Below are 9103 nucleotides of genomic sequence, written 5' to 3'. Positions count from 1 at the left end.
CACCTCGTTGAAAGCAGTGATCGAGCGGTTTCAAAAGGCCCGCGATGACAAGAACGTCAAAGCCGTGGTGCTTACGGTCGATGAACTGGAGCTGGACGGCTGGGCACAAATCGAGGAGCTGCGGCAGGCCATCGAGCAACTCCGCACGGCCGGCAAGGAGGTTTATGCCCACGCCGATGGTCTTTCATTACCGCATTATCTGCTGCTAGCCGGAGCGACGCAGATCAGCGTGGTACCCACCGGCGACATCTGGCTCACCGGTCTACACGGCGAGAGCCCTTATGCTCGCGGTCTGCTAAACAAAATCGGCGTCACGCCCGATTTTCTCACCTGTGGCGCGTACAAAAGCGCCGCCGAGATTTTTATGCGCGAGGGCCCCAGTCCGCAGGCCGAGGAAATGACGAATTGGCTGTTGGACAGCCTCTACGATTCGGCCATCAAACTGATTGCCCGCGGCCGCGGCGTCGGGCCTGACCGGGTCAAAGGCTGGATTAATGACGGCCCGTACACTGCGCAGCGCGCTCACGAGGTCGGGCTAATCGACGCGGTGCAACATCGCGAGGACTTTGAAGCCGGCGTGAAGCAGCGTTTCGATGGCAACGTGAAGTTTGACTACAACTATGGCCAACAGGCGGGGGCGCAAATCGATTTCTCGTCGCCGATGGGAATCTTTAACTTCTATGCGCAGTTGCTGGGGGGGAAAAAGATCAAGTCGCATAAAGATGCGGTTGCCATCGTGTACGTCGAAGGCCCCATCGTGCTGGGCAGCACCGAAAGCAGTCTTCTTGATCCGGGGAGCAGAGCAGCAGCCAGCACCCCGATCCGCCGGGCACTGGATAAGGCAGCGACCGATGACTCGATCAAGGCCGTTGTATTACGGGTTAACTCGCCGGGTGGATCAGCCACGGCCAGCGAAATCATTTTGAATGCCACCAAGCGCGTGAAGGCCAATAAACCACTCGTGGTTTCAATGGGCGATGTGGCTGGCAGCGGCGGCTATTACGTTGCGTGCGGGTCCGACACAATCTTCGCCGACGCCACCACCATTACTGGCTCCATCGGCGTCGTCGGTGGCAAGCTGGCAACCACGGAAATGTGGAACAAGATCGGCATCAACTGGAAGGAGTACAATCGGGGCGACCATGCCGCGATTTTGTCTTCGTCGAGCATCTTCACGCCAGAACAGCACAAAATCGTTCAAAATTGGATGGACGAAATCTATGGGGTGTTTAAATCCCACGTGACAGAAATCCGCGGTGATCGGCTGAAGAAGCCGCTGGACGACATTGACGGGGGCCGCGTGTATATGGGACAGCAGGCCATTGAATTGGGCTTGGTCGACCAGTTGGGGACTCTGGATGATGCCGTGAGGTTTGTTGCCCACGAAGCGAAACTGGAAAAGTACGAGCGGCGCGTGGTGCCGGAACCGAAAGGCCTACTCGAAAAGCTGTTGGAAGGTACGTCGGCGGCCGACCAGGACGACGACGATGTCGCACTGCCGACCAATCCACTGGCCACGCATTCGTCGCAGCCGAATTTGCTCGCTGCGGCGCTTCCCTACCTGCGAAATTTGGACCCGCAGAAGGTCGACGTTGTGTTGCGCGCCCTTCGGCAGTTGGAAACCCTCAATCAAGAAGGGGTCGTGCTGATGACTCCGGAGATTGTGTTCGGCCAAACAACCCAATAGAGAGCGGAAGACCTTAGCGGCCCCAGCTACTACGAAGTTGCTCACAATAAAATTACCAGTCCATAACTGACTCTCATCGGTGACATCATCGGCGACGTTAGATCCAACAACGCCGATCTACAAGCTTTGTTGAATGTTGTCCTATTCGGCGGAGGACAGACCAATCCCGTCGCAGAGCCTAGCACACTCGTGCTGGCAGTTTTGGCTTGCGGCATGCTGTGGAGGTAATTTAGATATTGCTTATCCAAAGATGAGCAACAATTCGCCCATAGCGATCCGCCATCTGCTCGATGGTTTTTGACCCTTCCAATAATCGACCCATTTTGGCACTGCTGAGATCTGGACAGTGGGGCTGCCGCAGTAGAATCCACGGTCGACAACTGGGACGTCCTGATGCCGCGCTAACGCACTGCGCCGGACCAACACCGGGGAGAACATCCCGCATGTTGAAGCCACGATCGATGTTTGGTGTAACGCACCGTCCTGCGTGCCGGCGTGCATGATGCTGTGAGCGAGAATATGTCGTGGGCCGCCCGCGTCGCGCAATTCTGTCGTTAGGCGGCCGGCTCCCGTGATTTTGTGAGGCGGCACTGGTAAGACTCACCTCCCCGACTCACCGAGCGTCTTAAGTTGACGATCCGTCACCAGCCAAACGAGTCCGTTCTGCTCGGCCAGCTGCTTGGACAAGGCCTGCCGCTGGGCGGTCTGCGGATACTCGATGACTAGCACCGGCTTGTTTGCCGCTGCAAGCTGTTTCAAATGGCCGAGCACTTCGTTCGTGTGCGACTGGGGCTGGACCTGGTTGCCGTTGGTGAACAGGTCTTCGATGCCGATCGCGCTGATTGTCTCGAGGAAGTCTGCGTGCGCGACGAGTTGTGAGCCGTTCTGCGGGATGACCAGTGCGGCGGGATTCCTCGCCCTAGCACGCTCAGCGATGGCTTTCACCCAGTCCACCATGTCGCGGCGGTAACTCTGCTTCGTCTCCGGGTTCAGGCGGTCGTCAATGAATTGATTGCCGTCCTGCTCGAACTCGAACGTCTCGAAGCCGTCCACGATGTCCAGATACACCCCGTCGAAGCCGTGTGTCAGCGCCTCGTCGATGGCGGTAAGGATGAGCTTCTGCCACTCCGCCTGCCAATACTTCACACGGTAGTTACCCTTCCACTCTGGGTTCTCCGCGCCGAGCCAGGCGGGCGCGGCGGCGGTGAGTCTGCCATGGCTCGCCCACTCTTTGCGCCAGTAAGGCCGGTAATCCTCCGCCTCGCCGATAGAAATGTAGGCGACTACCTTTCGCCCCCCGTGCCCGCTGCGGATCGTGTCGAGATCCGCGCGCTGCCACGGCGTGTCGCTACTAAACGCCGCATCCAGCACGATCCAATCGCGCCCGCACGTAGTGAGCCGCTCGACGGCGGCGGACTTCGTCTTGGCCAATGCGTCCGCCTGCAGGATGTAGGCGAACGAGGCGGGGGGCGATTCCGCGTAGGTCAACGGGGGCCAGAGAGGAATTACAAACAGCGCGATGAATGTCGAAAGTTTCATGGCTTGCAGTTTCCGCACCACGACTCCAGCTCAGCGCACCGGACCGCGAGCTGCTGGGATTGTAATCGAGCCTGATGACTTTTGCCGCACCCCGGGGTGCCTGTGACCCGCTCGCAAAATCGCAGAGCTACCGCGCGTGGTGCCGGCCGAATCCACCCCTGTGGTCATCCATGATGCTAGGCCGAGGCGGCCGGGACAGGTGGCCCGATAGTTTCCGGAAAGTAAGGTTAACACCACCAGGGGGTCCTGCTTTGAATGGCCTGCGGCAGGCCTCTCGCGCCCAGCGAAGCCGGCGGTCGGCGTTGCGGACTAATAACTCTTTGGAATCGGAGCCGCTGGTATTTCAGCAAGGACAATATAATGGACTGCCGCTTTGAACCGTGGCGAGGAGCACATGATGCCCCAGCAGACAGTATCGATTGCAGGCGTTCAAGTGCCGCAGTTCCTGTATGGGACCGCTTGGAAGGAGCACCAGACGCAGCGCTTGGTCGCGCTTGCTGTCGAGCAGGGATTTCGCGGGATCGATACCGCCAACCAGCGCCGGCATTACGACGAGGCCGCGGTCGGCCGGGGGATCGCGGCGGCTATCTCCGGCGGCCGCGTGGCCCGCAGTGATCTGTTCCTGCAAACCAAGTTCACGTTCCGGCGGGGACAGGATCAGCGTTTGCCCTACGATCCTGGCGCCCCGATTGCAACGCAGGTTGAGCAGTCACTGGCTAGCTCGCTGGAGCATCTGGGAGTTGCGACCATCGACTCCTACCTGCTCCACGGACCAACTCAGCAGTCGGGTTTGACTGCGGCCGATTGGGAGGCCTGGCGCGCGATGGAAACCCTGCACGATTGTGGCCGGGTTCGTCTGTTGGGCGTCAGCAACTTCACGATCGAGCAGCTCGAGGACCTCTTCCGCGAGGCGCGGCTTCGGCCTAACTTTGTCCAAAACCGATGCTACGCGGCGCGGGGCTGGGATCGTCGCATCCGCCAGTTCTGCGCCGCCAACCAAGTGGTGTACCAGGGCTTTGCTCTGCTGACCGCCAACCACGCAGCGCTGGCCCATCCCGAACTGGGTCGGATCGCGCAGCGCTACGGTCGAGCCGTGAGCCAGATCGTCTTCCGGTTTGCTGTGGAAGTCGGCATGATTCCGCTGACGGGAACCAGCGACAGCGGCCACATGCAATCGGATTTGGAGGTCTTGGATTTCAAACTGGACGGGGAAGAAGTTGAGCGGATCGACAGCTTGATGACGGCGTGAGGTGGGTCATGGAGCGGTCGGGGCCGAAGCCTCATCGCGCGGAATGCCATTGGCTGCGATGGATCTGGTTGGAGGCGCCATCGCCGGTGAGCGACTTTGGCACATTCAATCGCAAGTGATCCCTACCAATTTGCTTGCGAGAGGCGTTTTGGCCCATTATGATCCTTGAGGAACCGGACAGAGGCAGCTCGTGTATCTCTCACGTTTTCAGACCTGGAAGCCTCTGTGTCCATTCAGCCTTTCAGCCATTTTGTCGGTCGCCACGGTATCGCGCGCTTAGGCTTGGCCCTGTGCTACACGCGATCTTATCTCCGTCTGTGGCACAAACACCTCGCGACACTCACGAAGTGTTTTTCGCGCGTTGACTGCTGGACGATGGCGCTCTGCTGGCTCTCTTTTTCCTGCTGCGGCGCACCATTCGTGCAATTCGCTCGCGGCGCGATCGTGACCGCCGGCAACATCACCGCAACATCCGGTGCGCCATACAATGGTACGGATGATCCCTGGCTCACGAATACGTTAACCATCGGTAATACAGGGCCGGGGAGTATGTTGATTAGCGGCGGCAGCGTCGTGAGCAACACCGGCAGCGGCACGGTCGCTGGCTCGACGAACGCCTCCGGCAGCTCCGTCTCGGTCAGTGACGCCAAATCCCAATGGACGAATTCGAGCGCGGTGTATGTGGGTTACAACGGTGCCGGTTCGCTTTCCATCACCAACGGTGGCAGTGTAACCGACACCGGAGCGTCGATCGGCTTTCTCGGCAACGGGACGGTTACGATCGGGGGAGGTACAGGCACATCTACTTGGACACATTCCGGCATCATGGATGTGGGCGACTATGGCACGGGAACATTGAATATTACCGGCGGTGGCAGTGTGACCAACGGGGGAAATTTTAGCATCATTGGCAACGCACCGGGGAGTTCCGGCACCGTGATGGTTGGCGGAGGTACAGGTTCATCCACTTGGACCATTGCCACTGAATTGAGTGTGGGCTCAAGTGGGACCGGCAGTCTGACGATTACTGGCGGCGGCAGCGTATCGAGCAGCAGCGGCTCGGTGGGTGGATCGAATGGAAGCGTTGGCACCGCCACGATCGGCGCGGGAACGGGCCCGTCTTCCTGGATAAATGCGGGAGTGTTATCCATCGGGGCTAACGGCAGCAGCGGCACAGCCACGGTAACCATCACCGGTGGCGGCACGGTTTCGGACACTCTCGGCTCGATGGGCGGTGGCTCGAGTGTCGCGGTGAATGTTGGCGGGGGCACCGGCACGTCCACATGGATCAACTCCAGCAATCTTTACATCGGTGCCGGCGGCACCACGACACTCACCATCACGGGGGGCGGTAGCGTTTCGGACACTGTAGGTTCCCTGGGCAACGGCTCCGGCACAGCCACAGTCGCCGTTGGCGGCGGCACCGGATCATCCAATTGGACGAACTCAAACATTCTTTACGTTGGAAGTTTTTCCAACGGCACGCTCAATATCACGGGCGGTGGGACGGTGTCAAACACGGTCGCCATGATCGGCAGCAGTTCGGGGATTGCAGGCACGGTAACCGTCGGCGGTGGCACCGGCCAAGCCACCTGGACCTGTTCTAGCTATCTTTCCGTAGGAGGTCCCGGAACCGGGATGCTGAATATCAATACCGGTGGCTTCGTTAGCGCGACGGCGCTCGAAGGGGGTAACGCGAACAGCAGCATCATTTTCAACGGCGGGACATTGCAGATCACTGCCACCGATTCGGCATCGAACACGCTTAATCTCTTGTCGGGGGGTGACACGCTGGACGTTCCCACCACGGGAACCACCTTCACCGTCACGAGTAATATCAGTGGCTCGGGGAATCTGAACAAGAGCGGTCAAGCAACACTCGTGCTGACTGGGGCGAATAGCTATGCCGGCATGACGACCGTCAGCGGCGGGACATTGCGACTGCAAGGCAGCGGTTCGATCGCAGCCAGTCCGATGATCTCATTGACGCAAGGGACTACGCTTGACGTAGGAGCCGTCACCGCAGGCGCCAATTTTAACGGCAGCCACTTCGCCCTCGTCAGCGGTCAGACCCTGACAGGGGTCGGCACAGTCAACGGAGCCATGAATGTTTTGGGCGGTGCGGCGGTCGCCCCGGGCAGTGCGATCGGGACGTTGAACGTGAACGGGATTTCGTTCACAAGCGCAACCTCGGTGTTGAACGCGGACATTGATTGGGCGGGAACCGGCAATGCCGATTTGCTGAGCGTCACCGGCAGCGTTTCGCTCGCCAGCTCCACTCTCAGCCTGAATCTGCTGAACTTTACTGGAGCAGGCTTGCCCCGGACATATCTGCTCGTCAGTAACGACTTAACCGACGCGGTGACCGGCACCTTCGGGACGATTTCCGGACTGCCTCCGGGTTACAGCGCAACGATTAACTATGTTTTCAGTGGAACCGACTCTCTGGGTCGTGTTGGCGACGGAAACGATATCGCCCTCACCATTACCGCCGTCCCGGAACCCAGCACCGTGATGCTCCTCAGTGTGGGGCTAGTAACCGTTCTCATCACGCTACGCCAGCGAGACACCTACGCCTCGAATTGAGTACTCTCGGTGGGATGACCAGGGCCGAAATCACAACCCGATTGGGCCACCAGGTGCCGCAGCCCTTTCAAATCGCTGACGATCCGATGGATGTCACCGAGCTGGCGCCGGATCGCGCGGACTGAAGTGGCTCCCTGCTGCCGCCAGCAGCCGTTGGCCGCCGAGTTCGCTTTACCGGTCGCGGTCCGGGGGCCGGTGGAGCGAGTCCAGGGCTGGTGGGCCAAGGCCGCCAGTCGCAGCCGCCGGCGACCCTCGGCCGTGAGGCCTCGCCGCCGGAGCCGGTTCGCTTTGCCGGCCAGCTGTCGTGGCGTTAAAGTTTGGGGAGTTGTCATGGTTTAACAGGTGGGGTGAATTACTGACCAGTTCGTTGCTGGGAGGATTTTCTTTAGGCGCCGGCCGGGGCTGGCCGCCCTCGACAAATGCAACCTGCTGAGTCTCGGCGACATTTTGCTGCATGACGGTGACATGTTTGGAAATGATCGGCGCGCGGTATTCCCGCAGGGCCAGGGCGGACCGACGCTGCTCGGCCATCAGTTTGGTTGCGGCGCCGTTCAGCACTTCGATCAACTCCGGCGTTTTCGCATTTGCGGCCTCGGCGTGCAATTGGCCCAGGCGGTGGTGTGCCCACAACAGCTCGTCCACCAGCATTTCCGCAATGGGGTCCAATGCCTGGCCGATTTCAGCGAGCGTTTGATCCCGATAGTGTTTGAAGCCGGCCAAGGGAACCAAGCTCTTCAGCAGTGGACCGGCCAAGGAGGAAAGCACAGCGGCGCCGCTGAAGGTCCGCAGGATCCCGGCACCGTCTTTGGGGTCAGCTGGTGTTTGAACTTCCCCAGTCGTCGCCGGGCTCCGGTGGGATTCCAGAGCACGGCTATCGACGGCAGCTAGTGCCGACGCCAAGGGAGCCAATGGTGGTAACGGGTCAGGCATGATTTAACTCCAAGTGTCTGGCGTGCCGCAGAAATGGGAATGTCGCTCACGGCTGGTGTCCCCCAAGCCGAACAAACCAGCTCGTTCCAAGAAGGCGAGGAAGATCTGGTCCAGCTCCACTTCCAGCCGGCGTGCGGCAAGCCAGCGGACTTCGTGCACGGCCGCCCCAAATCGCCGGGAAGTCGGGCACCAGCCGGTTTGCGGCAACTCCAGGAGCTGGGTGCGGACGGTACCTAGCAGGGCGATCGAATCAAAAACCATTTCACACCAAGTGGGCGGCCAACTCGAGCGGCTACTGCCCCAGGCAGCGCTGGCCAGGTCTTCGCAGTCCAATTGCACGGCTTTGCAGCCTTCCAACTGAGCTGCCTGAAAGAGCGCGGGTACCAAGCGGACGGTTACATCGAGCAACACCAATTGCCGGCAAAAGGTCGCCAGCCGCGCCCGGGCCGACTGGGGTTTCGCTCCCAGCGATCTGTCACGGCGCACCACCCGCCGCTGCAGCGTCAACAACCGGCGGAGCAGCGAACGCCGAGGTTGGGAATCAAGCATTGCCGGATGAAAGGGAAATCCCAAAGCAAGCCCCAGCCAACTACCGTGATCCGTCGATGACTGGCCCAGCGCCTGGGTCGCCCACCAGATGCCGCCCTCGTCTCGATGCAGAAAACCAACTCCTAGCTCGATGATCTCGCGGAGCACCTGGTACCCGATCACGCTGGGACTACCCAGACACGGGATCCCACTGGGGAGCAAGAAGCCGCCGGCCAAGGCCCACTCCAGCACCCCATGCCGGCGAATGAGGTCCGCGGATTTTTCGGCCAGTAGCTCGCCGATGTTCGGCCACTGACCGATGCCGGAGCAGGGGCCAGACTGCGGCGGGAGCCGGCCAACAGGTTCACGGACGGCGCCGATCAAGCTGGGTGATTCGGCCACCGCCACTGCAATCGCGGATGTGGGCATGGGATCCTTCCCTACTGAGCTACGCGGCTTGGTTGCCACAGCACTTCCATGTTCTCACCGACTGCCTACATGATACCGCGCCGCTGCCTTGCAAGGCCAGCGAGGCTTGTCAATCAAGGATCCGAATCCACTAGAGCCCCAGGCCCAGACTCCAG

At 60.3% G+C, this 9103-nt stretch carries 6 protein-coding genes; 3 read left to right on the top strand and 3 right to left on the bottom strand.

Features of this window, described 5'->3' with window-relative positions; all coding sequences use genetic code 11:
• Positions 1-1687 (top strand): signal peptide peptidase SppA (gene sppA / locus VML93_RS33215; RefSeq protein WP_325617276.1); only part of this gene is annotated, 1687 nt, incomplete at its 5' end.
• Positions 1688-2287: 600 nt separating this feature from the next.
• On the opposite strand, the gene VML93_RS33210 is transcribed toward sppA, so the two are convergent.
• Positions 2288-3226: an MJ1477/TM1410 family putative glycoside hydrolase gene (locus VML93_RS33210; protein WP_325617274.1), complete on the bottom strand. Its 939-nt coding sequence runs from the start codon at positions 3224-3226 to the stop codon at positions 2288-2290.
• A gap of 397 nt (positions 3227-3623) precedes the next feature.
• Here VML93_RS33210 and VML93_RS33205 point away from each other — a divergent pair, with 397 nt between their 5' ends.
• Positions 3624-4475: an aldo/keto reductase gene (locus VML93_RS33205; protein WP_325617272.1), complete on the top strand. Its 852-nt coding sequence runs from the start codon at positions 3624-3626 to the stop codon at positions 4473-4475.
• A 375-nt stretch (positions 4476-4850) separates the two neighbouring features.
• Positions 4851-7061 carry a PEP-CTERM sorting domain-containing protein gene (locus tag VML93_RS33200; RefSeq protein ID WP_325617270.1) on the top strand — a complete coding sequence of 737 codons (2211 nt, stop codon included), beginning with the start codon at positions 4851-4853 and terminating at the stop codon, positions 7059-7061.
• Positions 7062-7232: 171 nt separating this feature from the next.
• Here the strand turns inward: VML93_RS33200 and VML93_RS33195 are convergent, their stop codons facing one another.
• Both VML93_RS33195 and VML93_RS33190 read right to left on the bottom strand, forming a co-directional pair.
• Positions 7233-7814 carry a hypothetical protein gene (locus tag VML93_RS33195; RefSeq protein ID WP_325617268.1) on the bottom strand — a complete coding sequence of 194 codons (582 nt, stop codon included), beginning with the start codon at positions 7812-7814 and terminating at the stop codon, positions 7233-7235.
• Positions 7815-7994: 180 nt separating this feature from the next.
• On the bottom strand, positions 7995-8948 hold the full coding sequence (locus VML93_RS33190; RefSeq protein WP_325617266.1) for a hypothetical protein: 954 nt from the start codon (positions 8946-8948) through the stop codon (positions 7995-7997).
• Positions 8949-9103: the final 155 nt, after the last annotated feature.

Source organism: Mycobacterium sp., assembly GCF_035499775.1.
Classification (GTDB): Bacteria; Actinomycetota; Actinomycetes; order Mycobacteriales; family Mycobacteriaceae; genus Mycobacterium.
The sequence above is the reverse complement of the archived record's forward strand: the minus strand, read 5'-3'. Positions and strand labels throughout refer to the sequence as shown.